Consider the following 21181-nt stretch of genomic DNA (forward strand, 5'->3'; position numbering starts at 1 on the left):
TCCTTCCGTCCCTGCGTGTTCACTAGCCCTGCGCCTGCCAGGCCGCCGTCAGCGCCGACAGCGCGTCGGCCTCCAGGCCGGAGGCGCTCATCGGGGCGTGCGAGACCTGTTCGGGCTCCTCGGCGTTCGGCTGCTCCGCGGCGGCGGCCGCGTCGACGGCGGCGGCCAGTTCGGTGATCGTGAAGTACTCGAACACCATCTGCGGAGTCAGCGGCAGGCCCAGCGCCGCGGCACGAGCCGACCACTGGATCGAGATGACGCTGTCGCCGCCCAGGGCGAAGAAGCCGTCCTCGCCGGTGACGTCGTCGATCTCGAGCAGTTCCTCGATCAGCGCGATGAGCTGACGCTCGGTGTCGGAGTCCGCCGCGCCCGCACCCGCGGTGGTGGCCGCGGCGATCGGCGCCGGTGCGGCGAGCAGCCGGTCCAGGTCGGCCTGCGGCAGCACCCGCAGCTCGGCGACCGGCAGGTCCGGCGTCTCGGCGAAGGCGCGCAGGGTGGCGGCCAGCGCGTCGGCGATCAGCGCGGCCGTGGCGGGGTCGTAGAGGTCGGCGTTGACGACGACGCGCACGTCCATGCCGCCGTCGGCGGTCACGTTCAGGCTCAGGTTCAGATCCAGGAACGAGACGTCGAAGTCGGCGGGCAGCACGGTGACCGTCGAGGCGCCCGAGGACGCGAACGGCAGCGTGGTCGGCGCCCAGTCCGCACCCCGGAAGTGGATCATGCTCTGGAACAACGGGTTCCGCGAGCGCGAGCGGCGCGGGTTGAGCGCCTCCACGAGCCGCTCGATCGGCAGCTCCTGATGCGCGTTGGCGTCGAGGACGACATCGCGGGCCGCGCTCACGGTGTCGCGCAGGGTGGGCGCGCCCGAGAGGTCGTTGCGCAGCACCACCATGTTGGCGAACAGGCCGATCAGGCCGGTCGTCGCCGGATCGGTGCGCGCGGCGACCGGGGTGCCGAGGGTGATGTCGGTGCCGCCGCCGAGGGTGTGCAGCAGCGTGGCGACCGCGGCCTGACACACCATGAACTCGGTGGCGCCGCTGCGCATCGCCAGCGCCTCGAGCCCGGAGCGCACGCTCGCGGGCAGCGCGAAGGTGACCACCTCGCCGCGCTTGCCGAGTACCGGCGGACGCTGCCGGTCGTGGGCGACCGAGATCTCCTCGGGCACGCCGGCCAGCGCGGTCTTCCAGTAGTCGATCTGGGCCAGCGCGAACTCGCTGGGCGCGGCCTGGTCGAACAGCTCGCGCTGCCACAGGGCGTAGTCGGCGAACTGGATCGGCAGCGGCGCCCAGCCGGGGGCGCCGCCCTGCTCGCCGCGGGCCCGGTAGGCGGTGGTCAGGTCGGCGAGCAGCACGCCGAAGGAGGCGTGGTCGGCGACGATGTGGTGCACCAGCAGCGAGAGCACATGGGTGTTCGCGTCGAGCACCAGCAGTTCGGCGCGGAGCAGCGGTTCACCGTCGAGGGTGAACGCGTAGCCGGCGATGGCCGCGAGTTCCGCGGTGAGGTCGGCGGGCGCGATCTCGCGGATCGGCAGCGGCACGGCGGTGGCGGGATGCACCACCTGGTAGGGGACGCCGTCGTGTTCGGGGAAGGTGGTGCGCAGCGACTCGTGCCGGGCGACGACGTCGTCGAGCGCCGAACGCAGCGCCGCGATGTCGAGCGCGCCGTCGAAGCGCAGGGCCAGCGGCAGGTTGCCGACCGAGCCCGCGCCCTCCATGCGGTACTGGAACCACATGGCCAGCTGCGAGTACGACAGCGGGACGCGCTCGCCGCGCGGCCGGCCACCGATCGCCGGACGGCCCGGATTCGCCTGCGGTGCAGCGCTTTCGACCGGCTCCTCGACGGTCTCCTCGTCGGAGTCGACGGCGTCGAGGTCGATGTCGAACTCGGCCAGGAAGCGGGCCACCAGATTCGCGGCCAGCGCGGCCGGGGTCGGGCTGTCGAAGACGACGCGGACGTCGAGCTCGACGCCGAACTCCGCACGCACCTGGGCGACGAGCCGGGCGGCGAGCAGCGAATGCCCGCCCAGCTCGAAGAACGAATCCTCCGCGCCGACCTGGTCGAGCCCGAACAGCGTGCCGAACAGGGCACACATCTTGCGCTCGGTGGCGGTGGCGGGCGCGCGATGGGTGCGCGCCACGGCGGGGGTCGCGGCGGGCAGCGCGCGCTTGTCGAGCTTGCCGTTGACGGTCAGCGGGATTTCCGGGATCACCGCGAAGGCGCTGGGCACCATGTACTCCGGCAGCCCCGTCGAGGCGAAGGCGTGCACCTGTTCGAGGTCGATCGACTCCTCGGCGGGCACCACGTAGGCGGCCAGCATGGCGCCGACGGCGGGGTCTTCGGTGACGATGACGACGCAGTGCGCGACGGCGGGATGCGCGGCGATCGCGGCCTCGACCTCGCCGAGTTCGATGCGGAAACCACGCACCTTCACCTGCTCGTCGGCGCGGCCGACGAACTCGAGCTCACCGAAGCTGTTGCGGCGCACCAAGTCACCGGAGCGGTAGAGCCGTGCGCCGGAGGTGAACGGGTCGGCGACGAAGCGCTGCGCGCTCAGCGCGGGACGGTCCAGGTAGCCGCGGGCCAGCTGGTCGCCGCCGAGGTAGAGCTCGCCGACGACGCCGTCGGGCACCAGGTGCAGCGCCTCGTCGAGGACGTAGGTGTAGACGTTGCGGTTGGGGATGCCGATCGGCACGACGCCGGTGCCCTGCGGGCCCGCGACCGGCATGTGGGTCGAGCAGACCACGGCCTCGGTCGGGCCGTAGTGATTGCGCAGTTCGGCGTCGAGAGTGTTGGCGAAGCGGTCGGCGACCTCACCGGGCAGCGCCTCACCGCCGACCGGGACCTGACGCAGCGACTGCCATTCGCTCACCTCCGGCAGCAGCAGGAAGGTGCTCAGCATCGAGGGCACCATGTGCAGCACGGTGACCTGGCGGCGGGTGATCAGATCGGCGACGTAGCGGATGTCGCGGAAGGCGTTGGGCTTGGGCACGATCAGCTGCGCGCCGACCGTGAGCGTGATGGCGATATCGACCAGCGAGGCGTCGAAGCTCACCGACGACGACTGCATCAGCCGGTCCCGCGCGGTCATGCTCCAGTCGGCGGTGAAACACACGATGTGCTCGGCGATCGCGGCGTGCGGCACCGGAACGCCCTTGGGCTTGCCGGTCGAGCCGGAGGTGTAGATGACGTAGGAGAGGTTGGCGGGCAGCAGTGGGCGCAGCCGGTCCGCGTCGGTCGGCGCGGTCGCGGGCAACTCGGCCGCCGTGGACTCCGCGGCCGCCAATTCCGCCGCACCGAGCAGCAGCCGGGGGCGGGCGTCCTCGACCAGATACTCGATCCGGTCCTGCGGGTAGGCCGGGTCGATCGGCAGGTACGCGCCACCGGCCTTCAGCACGGCCAGCACGGCGACGATGAATTCCACCGAGGTGCCCAGGCGCAGGCCGACGATGTCCTCGGTGCCGATGCCCTGCCCGATCAGCCAGTGCGCCAGGCGGTTCGCGCGCGCGTGCAGCGCGCCGTAGCTGAGCTCGAGGTCGTCGGAGGCGAGCGCGGGGGCGTCGGGGGTGGCGGCAGCGGCGGCCTCGAACAGCGCGACGAGGGTGGTCGCGGGCTGGTCGACGAGCACGCCGTGCGAGCGCTCCAGCAGCGCGGCGCGGTCGTCGGCGCCGAGCATGTCGAGATCGGCGAGCCTGCGGCGCGGGTCGCGCAGCGCGGCGTCGAGCAGTCGGCCGAAGTGCGCGAGCAGCTGGTCGACGAGCGATTCGGCGAGCACGTCGGTCTGGTACTCGGCCTCGACCACGGCGGTGCCGTCGTCCTCGAGCACGATCGCCAGGGCCAGCGGAACCTGCGCGCTCACCGCGCCCAGTTCCAGCTGGGTGGAGCGCACGCCGTCGATGGCGAAGCCGTCGGCGCTCTTGCGCACGCTGAAGCCGAGGCGGACCAGCTGGTCCATGCCGTCGCGGCCGGCGACGCGATCCGGGTTCGCTTCGCGGACCACCCGATCGATGCCGACGCCGCGCCGGGCGAACGCGCCGGCGCAGGTGTCGCGCACGGCGGCGACGAGCTGGGCGAAGTCGTCGTCGGCGCCGAAGGTGGCGCGCAGCAGCAGGGTGTTGCCGAAGTAGCCGACGAGCTGTTCGGTGCCTGCCGGGCGATCGGTCACCGGGATGGAGACGAGGAAGTCGTCGGCGGCGGTGTAGCGGTGCACGAGCGCGTCGAAACCGGCCAGCAGCACCATGAACGGGGTCGCGGCGTGCTCGCGCGCGAACTGCTCGGTGCGGGTGACGAGGTCGGCCGGGAGGCGGTGGGTGCGGCGCTGGGCCTGCCTGCCGGGCGTCGCGGCAGGCGAACCGGGCAGTTCCAGCGGCTCGGGCAGCGGGCGCAGGGCCTGGCGCCAGTAGTCGATGTCGGCGTCGGCGGGCTCGTCGGTGGACGCGATCGCGGCGAACTGGACGGTGGCGCCCGCGCCGGACCCGGCGCGGTAGGCGGCGTTGAGCTCGGCGAAGAACACCGACCAGGAGTCGTCGTCCCAGCAGATGTGGTGGATGGCGAACAGCACGACGTGCTCGTCGGCGCCGGTGCGGATCAGGGTGGCGCGCACCGGCAGTTCGGTGCCCAGGGCGAAGGGACGGCCGAACTCGCGCCGGGCCAGCACCTCCACCCGCAGGTCACGCCCGGATTCGGCGAGGTCGGTCAGGTCGTGGGTCTGCCACTGCGCGCGGGCGTCGTCGGTGAACACCTGGTACGGCTCGCCCTCGGCGTCCGCGCCGTAGGTGGTGCGCAGGATGTCGTGGCGGGCCACCACGGTGTCGAACGCGGCGTGCAGGCGCTCGCCGTCGAGCGGGCCGGTGAGCCGGTAGGCGACGCAGATGGACAGGGCGGTGTCGTCGGCGTCGCGGGTCTGCAGGAACCACATGCGGCGCTGGCCGGGAGTGAGCGGACGGCGCTCCCCCGCCGCGATGCGCGGCACGGTCACGGGTTCGGGAGTGGCGGCGGCCATGCCGCTCGCGCGCAGCTTCTGCTGGAGCAGTAGCTTGCGGCGCTCGGCGACGGACAGGGTGGCTTCGGTGTCAGACATGTTCGTTCGGCCCCTCAGCCCTGGTTGGTGTTCTGTGCCATCAGCAGCACGACGTCGTCGAGCGACGCGCCGCCGAGAATCGCCGCGACCGGCAGATCGCGATCCAGCTCCGCCTTGACCCGCTTGCGGAAGTCCAAGGCCTGCAACGAGTCGAGGCCGAGCGCGACCAGCGGCATGGTGGCGTCGATCGAGTCGGCGCTGTCGCCGCCGATGACCTTGAGCAGTTCGGTGCGCATGCGCAGATCCAGCGGGGTGCTGTCGGCCGCGGGCGCATCGTTCACGGCGGGTGCGGGCGCCTGGGCCGGGTCGGCGGACCCGGGCGCCGACGACTCCGCCCGCGCCACCGGCGCACTGGACTCGAGCCCGGTGAGCACACTGGCCTGCCCGAACGCGCCGAGCACTTCCCGCAGGAAGTCCCAGTCGGCGGCGATGATCATGCCGTCGCGGGCGGGCAGTGCGAGCCCGGCCTCGATCGCGTCGGCGGGCGCCATCGGGAACACCCCCGCCTCTTCGACGCGGGCGAAACCGGCGTCGTCGAGCGGACCGGCGACGCTCCACAGACCCCACTGCAGGCTGGCCGCGTCGATGCCGCGGGCCCGCAGCCGGCGAGCGGCCACATCGAGCATCCGGTTGGTCACCGCGTAGAGGATCTGTCCACGTCCGCCCAGGGTCGCCGCCATGGACGAGCACAGCAGTACCCGCGCGTCGGCCGCCAGCGGGGCGGCCTCGATCAGGTTGTCCAGGCCACGCAGCTTGGCGCCCGCGGCGGTGCGCACGTCCTCGGCGGTGATCTCGCCGAGCTCGGCGTCGACATAGTTCACCGCGGCGTGGATCACCAGATCGACCGGCCGATCGGCGATCTCGGCGCCGAAGGCGGCCACCGCCGCGACATCGCCGACATCGCAGGCGCGCACCACGATCTCCGTACTGCCCAGCGCGCGCAGCCGTGCCAGCTCGCCTGCCAGCGTCTCGGTTTCGCCGCTGCGGCTGAGCAGCGTGACGCGACCGGCGCCGGTGCGCGCCAGATGGTCGGTGAACCGCAGCCCGAGCTGACCGGTGCCGCCGACGATCACCACGTGATCGAGATCGGTACCGAGCGCACCGGTCTCGGTGGCGGTGTCGAGCACCAGCCGCTTCACGAACATCTTGCCCGCGCGCAACGCCAGCTCGGCCTCCCCCGTGGAGTGCACGGCGGCGACGATCTTGGCGGCTTGCGCGGCCGCGGGTTCGGACGCGGCGAGATCGAGATGGCGGAACAGGATGCCGGGGTGTTCGATGCCGACACTGCGGAATCCGGCGGTGACGCCCGACTGGAACAGCGCGGGAATCGGATCGCCGCCGAGGACGGTCTCACCGCCGACGGTCAGCAGCCAGCACTCGCCGCCGGGGCGCAGCGCGGACAGCGCGCCCGCCCAGGCGCGGTCGGCGTAGAAGCCGGTCAGCGCGTCGACGGCGGCGGCGGTGTCGTCGTCCGTGGTCTCGGGGAGCAACACGACCACGGTGTCGGCGGCCGCACCGTCACTCAGGGTGAAGGCGGCGCCGGAGGCGAGGTCGGCCGGGCCGAGCACGCGCGCGCCGGCACCGTGGCGGTCGGCCGCCGCGAGCAGCGCGGTGGCAAGGTCGGCGCACTCGCCGGTGTGGTCGACGAGCAGCAGGGTGCGTGGCGCGGTGAGCGAGCGGCGCTGCAGCGGGCTCCACTGTTCCACCAGCCGTTGCGGTTTCGGCGTGGTGACGACCAGCTCGGCCGGGGTCTCGTGTGCCCCCAGCGGTGCCCACAGCCGCTTGGGCGCGGTGACGGTGTGCGGGAAATCGCGCAGCGGCAGGGTGACGGTGTCGTCGACCCGCAGTGCGTCCCACCGATAGTCGGCGTCGAGGACGGCGACCTGGGCCACATTCCGGGCGAACTCCGACAGGCCGTCCGCGGTGCGCAGCGAGGTGCCGAGCACGCGGAAGTCGCGCGGGGGCAAGCCGGGACGGTTCGGGACCAGACTCAAGTTCTCCTGGAGCGCCAGTTGCAGCACCGGATGCTCGGCGACCTCGATCATCAGGTCGACGCCGTCACTGCCCGCGCTGATCACGGCGCGGTCGAACCGGACGCGGTTGCGCAGGTTCCAGTACCAGTACTCCTCCTGCTTGAGGTCGGGCGTGATCACCTCACCCAGCGTCGCTCCGTAGCAGGGGATCTCGGAGGCGGCGAAGTTCGGGGCACTCATCTCGTCGCCGAGGAAGCCTTCGAAATCGGCCCGCACCTCGGCGACGATGGAGGTGTGCGCGGGGAAGGCGACCCGGATCTCCCTGGCGAACTGGCCGCGCTCGGTGGCCGCGGCTACCAGCTCGACGACGGCGCCGCGTTCGCCGGAGATGGCGATGATGTGCGGCGAGTTGACCACCGCCAGCTCGGCCCAGCCCGAGTTGCGCGCCATCAGCGCTTCCACGCTCTCGCGGTCCATCCCGAAGACCGCCATCGAATAGCCGCGCGGGGACAGCCGGTCCGCGAGCAGGGCCCGATGGGTCACCGCGAGCACCGAATCACGCAGCGTCATCACGCCGGAGACCGCGCCAGCGGCGAGCTCGCCCTGGCTGTGGCCGATGGTCGCGTGCGGTCGCACGCCCGCCGCCTGCCACGCCGCGGCCAGGCCGGTCATGTGGAACATCAACGCGGGCTGGACTTCCCACACCGTGTCGTCGTAGCGACCCTCGTGGCCCAGCAGATAGTGCAGCGGCTTGGAGTGCCCGAAGCGTTCGGCGTGGATGGCGGCGCACTCGTCGACAACGGCGCGGTAGGCGTCGGACAGCGCGTAGAACACCGCGCCCATGCCGGGGCGCTGACTGCCCTGGCCGGGGAAGACGAAGCCGACCCGGCGCGCGCCGGCGGCGGTGTCGGCCCGGATCACCGCCGGGTGGTCGGTGTCGGTGGCGATCGCGTCGAGCGCGGCCGTCAGGTCGGTCCGGGCGGCGTCGGTCGTCGACGGCGGAGCCAGCACCAGCGCGCGGCGACGACGGGCGACGCGGGTGCGGAACAGCATGTCCGCCAGGCGTTCCGGTGTCGCCTCGGCATGGGTCTGGACGTAGTCGCGCAGGGCGGCGGCCTCGGCGCGCAGTCCGTCGACGCTGTCGGAGGACAGCAGGACGGGCACGGTGCCGTCGGGCAGACGGTACTCAGCCATGGTTGGTCTCCTCCAGCACAGGCAGGCCGACGATGGCGTGCGCGTTGGTTCCCGCGACACCGAACGAGGACACCGCGCCGTAGCGCATGCCGTCCGCGCGCGGCGCCCAGTCGGTGAGTTCGGCGGCGAGCCGCAGACTCGTCGCGTCCCAGTCGAGGTCGGTGGTCGGGGCGTCGGCCCACAGGCTCGGCGCGATCGCGCCGTGCGCGCCGCACAGCAGCACCTTGATCAGGCCGAGCATCCCCGAGGCGGCCTGGGCGTGGCCCGCGTTGGACTTCACCGAGCCGAGCAGCGGTCCGTCCGTGCCGCGCTCCGGATCGCCGTAGGTAGCGGCCAGTGCGGTCAATTCGAGCGGATCGCCGACCGCGGTGCCGGTGCCGTGGCCCTCGATCAGCCCGATGTCGTGCGTGCTGATCCCGGCGGCGGCGACGGTGGCCTCGATGAGCCGCTGTTGCGCCTGCGCGCTGGGCACAGCGATCGGCGCGCCCGCGCCGTTGTGGTTGACCCGCGAGCCGAGCAGCTGCCCGTAGACCCGGTGTCCGAGCGCCTCGGCCCGCGACTGCCGTTCCAGCACGACCACGCCCGCGCCCTCGCCCCACAGCGTCCCGGTCGGGTCGGCGGCGTAGGAACGGCAGTGGCCGTCGGTGGCCAGCGCATTGTTCTTGGAGAACTCGTAGAACGCGCCGGGCGAGCCCATCACGCAGACGCCACCGGCCAGCGCCCAGTCGCATTCGCCCGCGCGAATGGCCGAGGCGGCCTGATGCACCGCGGTCAGCGACGAGGCGCAGGCGGTGTCCACGCTGATGGACGGGCCGACCAGGCCGAGCCCGTGCGAGATACGTCCGGCGACCGCGCCGAGGGCGGTGCCGGTGGCCCGGTAGCCGCTGTACTCGTTGACACCGGCCACCCGCGGCCCGTACTCGACCGTCGAGACGCCCATCCAGACACCGGCCGGATCACCGTCGAGCGCACCGGGATTGATGCCGGCGTGCTCGAGCGCGCGCCAGGCCACTCGCATGGCCACCCGCTGCTGCGGGTCCATGGCGACGGCCTCGCGCGGGGTGATGCCGAAGTACTGGGCGTCGAACTCGGTGGCGCCGTCGAGGAAGCCGCCCGCGTCGCGCACGGGAGCCCAGCCGTCGAGCCTGCCGAGGGCGAACAGCTCGTCGAGCGGCCACTCGCGGTCGCGCGGGAACGGGCCGATCAGTTCGCGGCCCTGGGCCAGCGCCGACCAGAACGCAGGCAGGGTGTCGACGCCGCCGGGCGCTTCGACGCCCATGCCGACGATGACGATGGGGTCGGGGGTGGACTCGCTCATCGGGCGAGCGCCTGACCGGCCAGTACCTCGGCGATGCCGTCGATGTTCTCGTCGATGTAGAAGTGGCCACCGGCGAACAGATTCACCTCGGCCTCGGCGCTGGTGCTGGTCTCCCAGGCGTAGAGATCGCGGGGGCCGACGAACGGATCGTCGTCGCCGCCGAGCACCAGCAGGGGCGCGGCGACCTGGACGTCCGGGCCGCAGGAGTAGGCGTCGAAGGCGCGGTAGTCGGCCTTGAGCACCGGCAGCGCCATCCGCATGACCTCACGGCTGGCCATCACGTCGGCGCCGGTGCCGTTGAGCGCGGCCATGTGGTCGAGCAATTCCTCGTCCTCGGTGGGATGTCCGGGAAGCTCGGCGATCCGGTGCGGTGCGGCCGCCGCGGAGGTCACCAGCAAACGCACGGGCAACCCGGCGGCTTCGGCCAGCCGGACGAACTCGAACGCGACGATGGAACCCATGCTGTGACCGAAGACGGTCAGCGGGGCGCCGGTGTCGTGGGCGGAGCCACGGAAGGCCTCGAAGGCGCCTGCGGCGAGCTCGGGCAGGGTCTCGGCGGCGGCTTCGCGCACGCGGTCCTGCCGACCGGGGTACTGCATCACCACGGTGTCGAAGTCATGGGCCGTACGCTTGGCGAACACCCGGTAGGCCGAGGCGCCGGCGCCCGCGTGCGGGAAGACGATCAGCGGCGGTAGGGAGTCGGTCCGGGGGGCCTGGAATTGCCGGATCCAGCCGAGTTCTCTTGCCATGTCGTTCTCCCTCACCGGTCGCGCACACGCTGCGCGGCCGTTTCGCACTGTCCAACGCCGTGCCGACGCACGGGCCCGCCCGGCGCAGTCGTCCGGGACCGGGGCGAATCCTGTTGCGCCCGAAGCCGACCCGGTTCGGTCGTGCCCGGCAACCACCGGGCGATCGGTCGGGCAACAGTAACACCCGGGCATTAGTATAGGCTAGCCTTACCAACCGAGGTGACCAAGGTAACGATCGAACGGAGCACCCAGCAGATGAACCCCGCCGGGACCCCCTACGTGCTACCCCGCGAGCAGACCGACCTGCCCGCCGAGGTGGCCGCCGCACCGGCGCCGACACTGCCGGTCTTCGCCGCGCCCTTCGCCCTGCGCGTAGCCGACCCGGACGGCGCCGATCCCGAGCTGCTGGCCGAGTGGATGGCCCGACCGCACCTGCTCGAATCGTGGGAGCAGGACTGGGACGCCGACCGCCGCCGCGAGGATTTCCGGGCCCAGCTGGCCGGAACCTACTCGCGCCCCTGCGTTCTCAGCCTCGACTTCGCCGTGCTCGGCGAGCCGGAGCTCGGTGTGCGCGACATCGCCTACCTCGAGTTCTACCGCGCGGCCAAGGACGAGATCGGCCGGCTCTACGACGCGCAGCCCGGCGACATCGGCTTCCATATCGCCACCGCCGACACCCGCGTGATCGGCAAGGGCATCATGTCCGCCTGGATCTCGACCATGGCCGCCGCCGTCTTCGCCGCCAACCCCGACTGCCGACGCATGCTCGGCGACCCGGATCACCGCAACCAGGCCATCCGCCGCAGCTTCGACAAGATCGGCTGGCACCGCGTCGGCGAATTCGACGTCCGCCCCACCCGCCGTATCGCGCTCTACGCGACCCCGCGCACCCCGACCGACCTCCCGGTCCCCGTCGCCTGACCGGGCCCCCACGCCCGGCCCTCGACAGGGACAGGCCGAGAAAAGCGGCACACCAGCGCTCCAACAAACCCAGCCACCACGCCCGACCCCTGGGGAGGGCAGGCCGACGCAGTCGGCCGTCGGCGGCCGTCCCGCCGGTCAGGCGCCGGGGCGTACGCGACGAAGGAGCAAGCCGCGGCGCCTGACCGGCGGGACACAAGGGGCCGCCGACTCGAGCGCGCCGGCGCTCCAACAACTCAGCGCGCGGCGAGGTGGCCCGCGCCGGCACGGGCCCGGGCGGGTTCGGTGCGCAGCACGCGGTCCGAGAGTTCGCCCAGGCAGCTGAGATTGGGGAAGCCGGGGCCCTGTGCCATGGCGGCCATGTTCGGCAGGTACAGCTTGCCCGCCAGGCCGGTGACGGCCAGGTCGTAGCCGATCGAGGACTCGATCCGCTGCTGGGTCAGCGGGCCGCCGACGGCGAGCTCGAGCAGGTCGGCGGTCTGCTGGTCGAACATGTCCAGGAACCACAGCGGCTGACCACCGGTGGCGTCGACGACCAGGTCGAAGTTGTGCACCTGATCGGCCCGCAGCTCGTTGGTGAGGGTGAGGGCCAGCACCTCGCCCTGCGGCACGATCTTGGTGACCCGGCCCTGCAGGTGGTGCACGCGGCTGTCGCCGAGCAGGCTCTCCTGCACCCGCACCGAGAACACGCCGCGGTCGGTGCGCCGGATGACGTCGCGGCGTTCCTGGATGCTCAGCGCGTTCCACTTCACCGGATCGCTGAACAGCGAGTTCTCGAAGAAGCTCTCGCCACGGGTGTAGAGGGTGGCCATCGGCGAGATCACCGAGATGGTGAGCATCTCGTGCCGGACCAGCTCGTCCAGGGCCGAGCCCGCGGTCTCGCCGCCGCCGATCACCGCGGCGCGGGAGGCGGCGGGCAGGCCGCGCTTACCCGCGAGGTCCCAGAACTCGGCGATGCTGAGCACGCGCGGGTGGTCGGCCAGCGCGCGACTGCTGCGGCCGGGGCCGGTGATCATCAGGCCGTCGGCGGCGAGTTCGGTGCGATGGCCGTCGGCGTCGACGACGCCGACCTGCCACTGGTCGCCGATGCCGTTGCCGCCGTGGCGGATCTGCTCGACCCGGCCGAGCACGAGCTCGAGGTCGATGGACTTGGCGACCCACTGCAGGTACTTGGCCCAGACGTGGTGCTGCGGGCTCGGCCTGCCGCGGTCGATCCATTCGGCGTAGGTGCCGTGCTCGATCAGGAACGAGGTCCAGCTGAACGCGGCCATCGCCTGGTCGATGTCGCGATTGCGGCCGCGCGCCCAGGTGGAGTGGTAGGGGAAACCGATGTCCTTCTCGGGGCTGGTGCCGAGCCGGTGCTGACCGTCGGTCCAGCCGCCGCTGGGCAGCCAGTTGCCGCCGACCGCGTGCGATTCGACGACGACCACGCGCGGGGCGGGCAGGCCGAGGGTGCGCAGGACGTGCGATTTCGCCGCCACCGCAAGGGCTTTCGGCCCCGCGCCGACTACCAGGAGGGTCTCCACCGGTTCGTTCTCCACTCTCTCACGCATATCCGCGCCGGGATCGTCCACAGGGCGATCGCCCGGACACGATCCCCATATTTGCATAGGCTTACCTTATCTGGCCAGCGCAGCCCTGCCCATGCAGACAAATTAGTGACCTTAGGCTAACCTAACGGCATGGGTAAGGGATTGAACGGCCTGATCACCAAGGCCTGGGGCGGCGCCGACTACAAGCTGACGGTGACATCCACCGAGCAGATCACCGACAAGTTCGTGCGGATCGGCGTCGACCTCGGCGGGTTGCTCGCCGACCACCCGGTACACCCGACCCAGTGGATCCGCCTGTGGATTCCGGATGCCGAGAGCGACAAGCTGCACCACCGCGGCTACACCCTCGTCGACCCGAACCCGGAAACCGACACCGCCTACATCGACTTCGCGCTGCACAACGGCCCCGCCGCCGACTGGGCCCGGCGCGCCGAGCCGGGCGACCCGCTCGACGCGACCGTCCTCGGCTCGGACTTCCAGCTGCCGGAGCAGACCCCGAGCGAGTACGTCATCTTCGGCGACACCGCCTCGCTGCCCGCCATCAACTCACTGCTCGACGCGATCGGCGACACCCCGGCGCGGGTCTGGCTGGAGTGGCAGTACGAGTCCGACCAGACCATCCCGGTGCGCAACAAGCCGCATCACCAGCTCACCTGGCTGCAGCGGGTCGACGACGGCCGCCTCATGCGCGAAGCCGCGCTGGAGATCAGCTGCGCCGCGGACGCGTTCGCGTGGGTGGCCTGCTGTGGACAGACCACCCGCTCGATCGTGAAGACCCTCAAGGGTCAGCACGCGCTGCCCAAGACCGCGATCAAGTCGCAGGCGTACTGGAAGTAGCCCCCGAGGACGACCAGCGGTCGGTCTCGGTGCTGATGCGGCCGGAGTAGGCGCTGCGGCAAGCTGATCGGACAAGTCGGGAACGCCCGAGCCGTCCGGATCGAAACGAGCGCCGTGTCCGTCATCGATGCTGTCTTGCTGGTCGCCACCGTGGCACTCGCGATCACGCTGGTCGCGTCGCCACGGCTCGGCAGGCGCGTGGCGCCGTTCGCGCTGCCGGTGCTGATCCTGGGCGCGCTGCTGCTGTGGGTGCTCGCGAGCTCCTGGCACTGGTGGCCGCTCTACCTGCTGATCGCGCTGATGCTCGCGTTCGTGCTGACCGATGTCGCCGGAGCGCGGCGGCGGGCGTGGTTCCGCGCGGGAATCGGCGCGCTGGCCGTGCTCGCGATCCTGCCGTGGGCGGTGCCGCCCGCGCCGGAACTGCCCGAACCCACCGGACCGTACGCCGTCGGGTCGGAGATCTTCCGCTGGGTCGACGAGCGGCGGCCCGAGCCGGCGACCGCCGCCGAGGAAGACCGGCGCAATGTGGTCGTCCAGGCGTGGTATCCGACCGAGGTCTCGTCCGGTCGCCAGTGGGTGTATCTCGACGGGCAGGACCGGTTGCCGTCGAAGGTGTCGGGTATTCCGGGATTCCTGCTGGCGGACACCCGGATCGACACCCACGCGACCGCCGACGTCGCCGTGTCGCCGGACCGGGACCGCTGGCCGGTGGTGCTGTTCTCCCCCGGCTACGGCGCGCCGCGCGCCTTCTACTCCGGACTGGTCGCCGACCTGGCCAGTCGCGGCTTCCTAGTGCTGGCGATCGATCATCCCTACGAGTCGGCGGTGACCGAACTCGCCGACGGCACGGTGGCCACCACGGTCGAGAACATCGCCGCCGACGACCCCGATGCCCTCCGCTACATGACCGAGCGTCTCGAAACCCGCACGGCCGACCTGCGATTCGTGCTCGACCAGCTCGCCCGGCCCGAGGTCCTCGGCCCGCTGGAAGGCCATGTCGACCTCGGAAACCTCACCGCCATCGGACATTCCCTCGGCGGTGCCGCCGCGCTGTCGGCCGTGGCCGCCGACTCACGGCTCACCGCCGCGGCCAATCTCGACGGCACCCTCTACGGCGATCTGCCCGAGCGCGCCCTCGATCGCCCGGTGCTGCTGCTGGAGAGCGACCACGCCGTGACCGGGCATTCCCAGCGCTATCTCGACGGCAATCGCGCGGTGCTGGAACGGCTTCGCACCCCCGGCTTCCGCTTCGAATTCGGCGACGCCGACCACTACAGCTTCACCGACGTGCCCCAATTCCTGGCCGCCCCGGTGCGTTTCGTGGCGACCAGGATCGTCGGCGGATCACGTACCCCGGCCGACACCCAGCGCACCGCCAACGACATCCTCACCCCGTTCCTGCTGGGCCGACACGCCGAGGTCGGCGCCGCCGCCGGTCATGCCGGGGTCACGGGCGGTCCGGTGCCGCGCTGACCAGACGTGGTGGCGGGGGCGGGCGATTTCGGCGAAGGTGGACAGCGGAACGCAGTACGGAACCCACACCCGCGAGGAGTACGCCGTGTCCGTTCTCGACGACAGCACACCCTTCGGCGCCACGGTCGCCCAGCGCCTGGCCGACGAGCACGTCCTCTGGCTGACCACCATCGGCGCCGACGGCACCCCGCAGCCGAACCCGGTGTGGTTCCTGTGGCAGGACGAGACGTTCCTGATCTACACCATGCCCGAGGCCAAGCGGCTGCATCATCTCGCCCGCAATCCGCGGGTCGCGCTGAATTTCAACAGCTCCGCCTCCGGCGGCGAGGTGGTCGTGTTCACCGGGACGGCACGCGTCGGCGAGGCGGTGTCGGACGCCACGATCGCCGACTACAGCCGCAAGTACACCCAGGGCTTCGTCGACATCAAGATGACCGAGGCCGAGTTCTTCGACACCTACTCGGTCCCGATCCACATCACCCCGGACCATCTGCGAGGCTTCTGACACACACGAGGGCCGTCTCGTCGAGCGAGACGGCCCTCGTCGTGGCGGGTCAGACCGAGACTGGCTCGAGCCGCCAGCCGGTGGCGCGTTCCCGCTCGTTCCAGAACGCGGCGTAGCGGCCGTCGAGCGCGAGCAGTTCCTGGTGGGTGCCGCGTTCGGCGATGCGGCCGCCGTCGAGGAACAGGATCTGGTCGGCGTGCGCGATCGTCGAGAGCCGGTGGGCCACGACGAGAACGGTCTTGTCCCTGGTCAGTTCGTGGATGCCACGGACCACCACGGCCTCGCTGTGCGGGTCGAGCGCACTGGTCGCCTCGTCGAGCAGGACGATCGGGGCATCCTTGAGCAGGGCCCTGGCGATCGACACGCGCTGGCGTTCACCACCGGACAGCGACGCGCCGCCCTCGCCGACCAGGGTGTCGAAACCGTCGGGCAGCCGCTCGACGATCTCGTCGACCCTGGCCGCGACGGCGGCGCGCTCGAGTTCGGCGTCGGTGGCCGCAGGCTTGCCGATGCGGATGTTGTCGGCCACCGAGCGGTTGAACAGGTAGACGTTCTGGAAGACCAGCGACAGCTGATCGAGCAGCGTCTCCGACGGCTGTTCGCGCACATCGTGTTCGCCGACCGAGACCGCGCCGGAGCTCACGTCGTAGAAGCGGGCGGCCAGCCGCAGCAGCGTGGTCTTGCCCGCGCCGCTGGGGCCGACGATCGCCGTGGTGGTCCCGGCGGGCACGGTGAAGTTCAGCTCCGACAGGACGGGCTCACCGGGCCGGTAGCCGAAGCTCACCTCGTCGAACACCACGGCGGGCGCACCCGGCGTCACCGGCTCGCTGGGCGCGGGCAACGTCGGCTCGGCCAGCAGCTCGGTGATCCGGTCGGCGGCCGCGGCGGCCGACCGCAGGGCCGCGCCCAGCTGGGCGGCCTGGTTCACCGGCTCGATGAAGCGCGAGCTCACCGCGATCAGCGCGATCGCCGCGGCCGCCGAGATCGCGCCGTCGGTCACCCGCACCACCGCGAGGTAGGCCAGCACCAGGAACACCGCCTGCACGAACAGCGCGAAGACGATCAGCCCGGGCACGGTCGCGACCATCATCTTGCGCACCGCCGAGCGCTGACCGACCAGCGCGGCGTCGAGCGCCTTGTTGCCCGCGCCGACCGCGCCGAACGCGCGCAGCACCGGCTGGGCCTGGGCGAATTCCACCACCCGGGAATCGGCTTCGGCCGCGGCGGTGTGCAGACGGGCGTCGGCGCCGGTGTAGGCGCGGTTGGCCAGGTTGTTGACCAGGTACAGCACGGGCGCGGCGAGCAGCATGGCCAGCCCGATCCGCCAATCGATGAACAGCATGCCGAGCGCGACCACCAGCGGCACGATGATGCCGGTGAGCACCTTGGCGAGCAGGTAGGCGATCAGGCCCTGCATCTCGCGGACCTGCTCGACCATCACCCGCGAGAGCGGGCCGGCGTCGCGGTCGGCGAACCAGCCCAGCGGCAGCGCGTTGAGCTGATCGCCGAGCCGGGTCTGCAGGCCACGCTGCATGCCGAGGCCGATCCGCAGGCCGAGTACAGCCTGTAGGTAACCGAAGACGACCACACCGGCCACGGCCGCGGCCATGCCGAGCGCCCACAGCCAGGCGCCACCCAGATCGTCACCGAAGATCGCTTCCAGCACCGGGACCAACAGCAGGTAGGCGATGGCCTGGCACAGCGCCTGGAGCACGATGGCGGCGAGCAGGCGCGGGATCAGCGGGGCGAACTCGTCGGGGACGAGGCGGAAAACCTTGCGAATCATCGTGTTTCCTCCACCAGGGCGAGCGTGCCGAGCGCGGCCTCGTTGATCTCCCACAGCCGCTGATACAGCCCGCCCGCGGCGCGCAGCTCGGCATGGGTGCCCTGCTCGACGAGGGTTCCGTTCTCCAGCACCAGGATTCGGTCGACGCCGGTGATGGTGTGCAGGCGGTGCGCGATCACCAGCACAGTGCGGCCGGCCACGAGCGCGGCCAGCGCGTCCTGCACCGCGGCCTCGGATTCGGGATCGGCGAAGGCGGTGGCCTCGTCGAGGACCAGTACCGGGGTGTCGGCCAGCAGCGCGCGGGCGATCGAGAGGCGCTGGGCCTCACCGCCGGACAGGGTCGCGTCGACGCCGATCTCGGAGTCGTAGCCGCGCGGCAGCGCCGTGATCCGGTCGTGGATCTGCGCGGCCCGGCTCGCCCGCTCGATCGCCGCGTCGTCGGCGTCGGGACGCGCGATCAGCAGGTTCTCGCGGATCGAGCCGCGGATCAGGCGCACGTCCTGGAACACGAATCCGACGGTGCGGTACAGCTCTTCGCTGGTGAACTCGCGAATATCACGGCCGTCGATGGTGATCCGGCCCGCGCCGACGTCGTAGAAGCGGGGCAGGAGTTTGGCCAGCGTCGATTTGCCGGAGCCGCTCGGGCCGACCAGCGCGGTGATGGTGCCCGGGGTCAGTTCGAGATCGAGGCCGCGCAGCACGTCATGGCCGGTGCGGTAGGCGAATTCGACCCCTTCGAAGCGGACGACGCCGTCCTGGCCCGTGCCGGGCGCGGTGGTCGCCGCGACGATGTCGAGCTCGGGAGTCTGCTGCAGTTCGTGCAGGCGCAGCGCCGCGGCGCCACCGGCCCGCAGTGCCTGCGAGCCGTAGCCGAGACCGAGCAGCGAACTGCCGATACCCAAGCCGACCAGCAGGAACGGCAGCAGGTCGAGCGGATTCACCCAGTCGAGGCCGACGAAGGCCAGCCCGCCGAGGACCACGATCAGCATGACGAAGACCGGCATGACCACGATGTCGGAGGCCGACTGCACGCGCAGGATCGGCATCTTCATCCGGTGCGCCGCCTGCACCTGACCGTCGACCGCGTGCTGGAACTCGGTGTGCGCCTTGCCCGCCTGGCCGAACGCCCGCACCACCTGGATGCCGTCGACGAATTCGATCGTGGCCTCGGCGGTGCGGCGCTCCCAGCGGGTGTAGACCGCGAGACGGTCGCGGCCGTCGCGGTCCATGATCTTGCCGAACAGGAAGAAGTAGGCGATCAGCGGAATCAGCAGGACCAGAGTGAGCCGCCAGTCGACGGTGAACAGGTAGCCGAGGGTGACCAGCGGAACCACCAGCGCGCCGACGAACTCCAGCCGGGCGTGCGCCACGAGGTAGTGCAGCGCCTCCACGTCGTCGCGCAGATAGGTCTTGACCTCGCCGGAGCTGCGTTCGCCGAACCAACCGAGCGGCACCCGGGTGAGCTTGTCGGCCAGGGCCCGGCGCAGGGTGAGCTGGTACCCGGCGTCGACCGCGTGCGACCAGGTCAGCGCGACGGCTTGCAGCAGCGCGCGCACGATCAGGGCGACCACGGCCGCGCCGAACAGCCACCACACCCGATCGGTGTCGACCGGGCTCTCGAGCAGTTCCCGGCAGGCCTGCACGATCAGCAGGAACGGCACGACGGTGCAGACCGAGGCGACCGCGACGAGCAGGCTCGCCGACGTCAGCATTCCCGACACCGGCGCCAGGATCTCCTTGCGCGCCCGCGCTTGCTGTTGCTTCTGCGCTTTCGCGGCCGCCTTGGGCAGCCGGTTCCCCGACTCCACCCCCGGCGGCGGCGCTACCTGCACCGTCATAACTTCTCGCCCTCTCGACCTGTCCACAGCAGTGTGCCAAGGGTAGGTTAGCCTAAGTTGAGTGGTTGTGGCCGACCGGGGAAGGTTGTGTGAACTGGCGGTCAACCCCCTCGGCAATTCGACATTCCGGGCGTAATTTCCTCTCTACCTCCGAATCCTTTCGCACGGCGGGAGAGCGAAAATGTTTGTCACGTCAATAATTTCGGCGATTGCGGACTGCCATATCGATCCCGGTCTTCTGACGCCCGACCAAGCGCATCGGGCCATGCAGATTCATCTCGAATGCAGCGTCGATCTGTGCCGGGTGCGCAGGCGCGCCCGGCACACCCTCGTCGAAGCGAAATTGATGGTCCTCGACCAGCGCGCCGGTTGACGATTGGCCGACAGAATTCCGGGAAATCATTTCTGGTGTTCACTCCTCTGCCATCCGTGGCCGCCTGGGTGCATCACCAGGCGCGCACCGGGTTCGAAGTGACCTATTTCCGCGACGGCGAACGCGGCGTTCTCATCGAAGGATGCGCGACCGCGGTCGAGGACGGTCTCGCCTGGGCGATCGACTATCGCCTGCGGGTCGACGGCAGCTGGCACACCCGGTCGGCGCAGATCACCGGCCGCTACCCCGACACCCGGCGCTCGCTCACGCTCCGTTCCGACGGGCTCGGGCGCTGGCAGGTCGACGGAGCGCCCGCGCCCGAACTCGACGGCTGTCTCGACGTCGACCTCGAGGCGTCGGCGTGCACGAACGCGCTGCCGGTGCACCGGCTCGGGCTCGCGGTCGGGGACGCGGCCGACGCGCCCGCGGTGTACGTGCGCGCCGCCGACCTCGCGGTCGGCCGGCTCCCCCAGCACTATCGGCGGATCACCGACGGCGCAGGTCGGCGCTACGACTACCAGGCGCCGAGCGTCGACTACCGGGCGACGCTGGACTACGACGAGGCCGGTCTGATCGTCGACTATCCGGGGCTGGCGCGCCGCCACGCCTGAGGGCCGACGAGACTGGCGGTATGCGACGCAGGCAGCAGCCGCCGCTGCCCAAGCGGCACGGCCTCGATCCCGCCCGGCTCCGGCTCCCGGAGGACGGGCAGTGGGCGACCGTGCGCGACCACCTGGTCGAGCGGCTGCCGCGCGTCGATCCGGCGCGAATCGACGAGATGCTGCGGGCCGGCGAGATCGTCGACCTGACGGGGCCGCTGCCGCCGGACGCGCCGTTCGTGCCGGGCGGGGCGGTGTGGTTCCACCGCGATCTGCCGGTCGAGACCGACGTGCCGTTCGAGATCGGGATCGTCCACCGCGACGACGACATCCTGGTCGTCGACAAACCGCACTTCCTGGCGACCATCCCGCGTGGCCAGCACATCCTCCAGACCGCCCTGGTCCGCCTGCGCCGCGACCTGGACCTGCCCGATCTGATTCCGGCGCACCGGCTCGACCGGGTCACCGCGGGCCTGATCCTGTTCGTGGTGAACCCGGCGGCGCGCGGCGCCTATCAGACGATGTTCCACCGCCGCACCGTGCGCAAGGAATACGAGGCCATCGCGCCCTACGATCCGGCACTGGAACTGCCCAGGACCGTGCGCAGCCGGATCATCAAGGAGAAGCAGGTGCTCGCCGCGCAGGAGGTGCCCGGCGAGCCCAATGCCGAGACCGAGGTGGAACTGGTCGAGCACCGCGACGGGCTCGGCCGCTACCGGCTGCGGCCACACACCGGCCGGACTCATCAGCTGCGGTTGCATATGAACAGCCTCGGCGTGCCGATTCTCGGTGACGACTTCTATCCGGTGGTCACCGACAAATCCGTCGACGACTACACCCGGCCGCTGCAATTGCTGGCCGCCTCGCTCGAATTCACCGATCCGATCAGCGGACAGCCACGGCGGTTCGAGACCAGGCGCACCCTCCAGGCCTGGTCCGACCTGCCCGGATGGTCCGCGACCGCTGTCGAGTAGCTCACAGGCCG

General features: G+C 71.2%; 13 protein-coding genes. 6 read left to right on the forward strand and 7 right to left on the reverse strand.

Translation table 11 applies throughout. The features are described from left to right. Positions 1-22: 22 nt before the first annotated feature. The 4 genes from ACIO52_RS06940 to ACIO52_RS06955 are packed head-to-tail and all read right to left on the reverse strand — an operon-like array spanning position 23 to position 10311. Positions 23-5077 carry an amino acid adenylation domain-containing protein gene (locus ACIO52_RS06940; protein ID WP_402642329.1) on the reverse strand — a complete coding sequence of 1685 codons (5055 nt, stop codon included), beginning with the start codon at positions 5075-5077 and terminating at the stop codon, positions 23-25. 14 nt (positions 5078-5091) lie between these two features. Continuing rightward, positions 5092-8244, reverse strand: a complete 3153-nt coding sequence (nbtC, locus tag ACIO52_RS06945; RefSeq protein WP_402642332.1) for a nocobactin polyketide synthase NbtC — start codon at positions 8242-8244, stop codon at positions 5092-5094. Further along, positions 8237-9562: a polyketide synthase gene (locus ACIO52_RS06950; RefSeq protein ID WP_402642334.1), complete on the reverse strand. Its 1326-nt coding sequence runs from the start codon at positions 9560-9562 to the stop codon at positions 8237-8239. Before ACIO52_RS06950 ends, nbtC begins: the two co-directional genes overlap by 8 nt. After that, positions 9559-10311, reverse strand: a complete 753-nt coding sequence (locus tag ACIO52_RS06955; protein ID WP_342800226.1) for an alpha/beta fold hydrolase — start codon at positions 10309-10311, stop codon at positions 9559-9561. The genes ACIO52_RS06950 and ACIO52_RS06955 overlap by 4 nt, the downstream gene beginning before the upstream one ends. A 255-nt stretch (positions 10312-10566) precedes the next feature. On the opposite strand from ACIO52_RS06955, the gene ACIO52_RS06960 reads away from it, so the two are divergent. After that, complete coding sequence (locus tag ACIO52_RS06960; protein WP_402643523.1) at positions 10567-11232, forward strand: GNAT family N-acetyltransferase; 666 nt, start codon at positions 10567-10569, stop codon at positions 11230-11232. A 236-nt stretch (positions 11233-11468) separates the two neighbouring features. On the opposite strand, the gene ACIO52_RS06965 is transcribed toward ACIO52_RS06960, so the two are convergent. Further along, positions 11469-12758, reverse strand: coding sequence for a SidA/IucD/PvdA family monooxygenase (locus ACIO52_RS06965; protein WP_402643525.1), 1290 nt, complete (start codon positions 12756-12758; stop codon positions 11469-11471). A gap of 156 nt (positions 12759-12914) precedes the next feature. Between ACIO52_RS06965 and ACIO52_RS06970 the strand changes: the two genes are divergently transcribed. From ACIO52_RS06970 to ACIO52_RS06980, 3 genes are all read left to right on the forward strand, one after another. Then, a complete protein-coding gene (locus ACIO52_RS06970; protein ID WP_218719407.1) occupies positions 12915-13622 on the forward strand; it encodes a siderophore-interacting protein in 708 nt (235 codons plus the stop codon). A 114-nt stretch (positions 13623-13736) separates the two neighbouring features. After that, positions 13737-15095 carry an alpha/beta hydrolase family protein gene (locus ACIO52_RS06975; protein WP_402642338.1) on the forward strand — a complete coding sequence of 453 codons (1359 nt, stop codon included), beginning with the start codon at positions 13737-13739 and terminating at the stop codon, positions 15093-15095. Positions 15096-15180: 85 nt separating this feature from the next. Next, complete coding sequence (locus ACIO52_RS06980; RefSeq protein WP_308248550.1) at positions 15181-15600, forward strand: TIGR03667 family PPOX class F420-dependent oxidoreductase; 420 nt, start codon at positions 15181-15183, stop codon at positions 15598-15600. Between the two features lie 49 nt (positions 15601-15649). On the opposite strand, the gene ACIO52_RS06985 is transcribed toward ACIO52_RS06980, so the two are convergent. Both ACIO52_RS06985 and ACIO52_RS06990 read right to left on the reverse strand, forming a co-directional pair. Next, on the reverse strand, positions 15650-17386 hold the full coding sequence (locus ACIO52_RS06985; RefSeq protein WP_402642343.1) for an ABC transporter ATP-binding protein: 1737 nt from the start codon (positions 17384-17386) through the stop codon (positions 15650-15652). Continuing rightward, complete coding sequence (locus ACIO52_RS06990; protein ID WP_402642345.1) at positions 17383-19224, reverse strand: ABC transporter ATP-binding protein; 1842 nt, start codon at positions 19222-19224, stop codon at positions 17383-17385. Before ACIO52_RS06990 ends, ACIO52_RS06985 begins: the two co-directional genes overlap by 4 nt. 429 nt (positions 19225-19653) lie before the next feature. Here ACIO52_RS06990 and ACIO52_RS06995 point away from each other — a divergent pair, with 429 nt between their 5' ends. Both ACIO52_RS06995 and ACIO52_RS07000 read left to right on the forward strand, forming a co-directional pair. Then, positions 19654-20208, forward strand: coding sequence for a putative glycolipid-binding domain-containing protein (locus ACIO52_RS06995; protein WP_402642348.1), 555 nt, complete (start codon positions 19654-19656; stop codon positions 20206-20208). A gap of 20 nt (positions 20209-20228) precedes the next feature. Then, positions 20229-21170, forward strand: a complete 942-nt coding sequence (locus tag ACIO52_RS07000) for an RluA family pseudouridine synthase (RefSeq protein WP_402642352.1) — start codon at positions 20229-20231, stop codon at positions 21168-21170. The last annotated feature ends 11 nt before the right edge of the window (positions 21171-21181 follow it).

Source organism: Nocardia sp. NPDC087230, assembly GCF_044744725.1.
GTDB lineage: Bacteria > Actinomycetota > Actinomycetes > Mycobacteriales > Mycobacteriaceae > Nocardia > Nocardia canadensis.